This window comes from Oleiphilus sp. HI0066, assembly GCF_001635725.1.
This window is the reverse complement of record NZ_LWFH01001184.1, coordinates 1-2,051: the sequence shown is the minus strand read 5'-3', so window position 1 is coordinate 2,051 and position 2,051 is coordinate 1. Positions and strand designations below refer to the sequence as shown.

Genomic DNA, 2,051 nt, shown 5'->3' with positions numbered 1-2,051 from the left:
TTTGATGATGGCTTCTTGGCCAGATTGCAGCTCCAGCTTATTCAGGAACTCAGTAATAGGGCGTCTAAATCCAGCGCTTGGAATGGCAAGCCCAATACGGTATTTATCATCTCCAATAGTGAGCTTGATCCAACTCGAGCTTTCGTCATGCTGCCATACCCCTTCTTCTAATATGCGGTATGAGCTTAGTTGGTGTGGGTTTAATCCATGAATTACGTTTCCATTGTGCGTAAAGGCATAAGCTTTGGGCTTGATAATCGCGATCAGCGCTAGGAATATTTTCTCAAGGCTATGCTGGCTCAAGCGACGAAAGCTTAGGTCAGGCTCTCTACTTAGTCTTTCTAACTCATTGCTAAAAAAACTATTTAGGTGACGCATTCTTTGCCAGCTCCATAAAGGGTAGGCAATCAATACTCCAAGCACACTGTTTACCGGTGGGAACCACGTTCTATCTAATACTAATAGAGCGTAGCTAAACCCAAATATTCCTGCCGCCAATAACATGGTTGAGGGCATGACGAAAGTTGGACGAATACGTGGAAAAATTAAGATAGGAACAAGAATGAATGCGAATGTTAATAGATATACCCACCGCTCCGAAACGCTACGAATAATCTTTTGATTGATGATTGCAGAGTAGGCGTTCGCGTGAATTTCAACGCCCGACATAGGGCTATTCATATGAGAAAAGGGCGTGGGGATAATATCACCTAAGCCAGCCGCAGTTGCCCCAATAAGAATTGTTTTGTTGCGGAATGTCTCGGCCGGTATCTTATTCGACATCACGTCAACATAACTGTAAGTCGGGTAAGTGCCGCGAGGTCCTGCAAACGGAATAAGGCGGTATTCTGCGTTGACTGCCACATATGGGACACGCGTCTGTTGGCGAATCTCTTGTAAATATTGAACCATGGGATTGGTTTCGACCGCCATGGCCATAGACATCGCAGGCCAGTATGCATCTCCGACACCTGTGTTGAGAAATATTCCGCGAGTCAGACCATCCTCATCGAGCTCAACATGGACGTGCCCTAAGCCAAGTGCGGCGTTGGCTAATTCTGGAATAGGTAGAATTTCTGAAAGCGGCTTGTCATAGGCGAGGGGGTGAACATGTAGAGGTAACAGAACATTTCCTGCATCTTCTATTGCCTCAGCGAGAAGAAAGTCATCCGCTGGGTGTTGCGTGTCATACTCTGAAAACAATACATCAAATACGATGAGTGAGGCTTGATAATATCTCAGCTTATCAACAAGTTGTGCGTGAATAGCTCTTCGCCAAGGCCATTGGCCAATGCTACTAAGACTTTTCTCATCAATCGAAATAATAACGGTATTAGGGTCTGGATCCACCGTTGCTGCATGCGTAAATGCATCATAAGTGAGGAGGTCTAGACGCTTTGCTACGTGGCTATATACAAGCAGCGCGCTCACTAAAATAAGCGCCAAAGTGAGAATGTGCTGCTCGTAAGGATGTGGATCGTTTATAGGCTTGCTTGCCATAGTTCTATTGTATTTATTGAGGAGTAGGCTCTAACAAAATATCTTTATGTGGGCCAAACTCTGAACTAAATATTTCGTCGCCTAAGCCTTTTACACGGGCATAAAAATGCTTGCCTTCTGGTAGCTTGAGGAACGCACGTGTTTTACTAAGCGTTTCTTCTTTTAATAATCTTCTGAACTCTTTATCGTCTGATATTTGTAATACATAGCCTTGGGCGTTGTCTACGGTGTGCCAGAAAATTCCCACTTGGTCGCCAATATAGTTGACGGTCAGAATATTAACGACGTCGAGTTTACCTTGAATAGATACTGCTCTTGCAGCACTAGTAGCTTCTGCTTTTCCAGCGCTTAATGTACGAACTCTCCAGAAATAATTGCCAGCGGCGATAGAGTCTTCAAGGCGGTAACTGGTATTTTCAGACCATTTTGTCGGAAGTGCTAAGCGCTTAAAGTCATCTGTTTTCGACAGCTCAAAGCGGGACAGTGTTTCTGGGTGTTTCACTTCCCATGAGAATTCAGCAGTAAACGCATCAACGATGCTCCCTGGTAGA

1 protein-coding gene and 1 pseudogene are annotated in these 2,051 nt (G+C 44.7%); both read right to left on the bottom strand.

Annotation, left to right across the window (positions count from 1 at the left end; all coding sequences use genetic code 11):
- Positions 1-1,500: CHASE2 domain-containing protein (locus A3738_RS15955; protein ID WP_156504296.1), on the bottom strand; the 1,500-nt coding region annotated here is incomplete at its 3' end.
- 13 nt (positions 1,501-1,513) lie between these two features.
- Positions 1,514-2,051 (bottom strand): annotated as a pseudogene (locus A3738_RS31200) (peptidoglycan-binding protein); the annotation flags it as partial.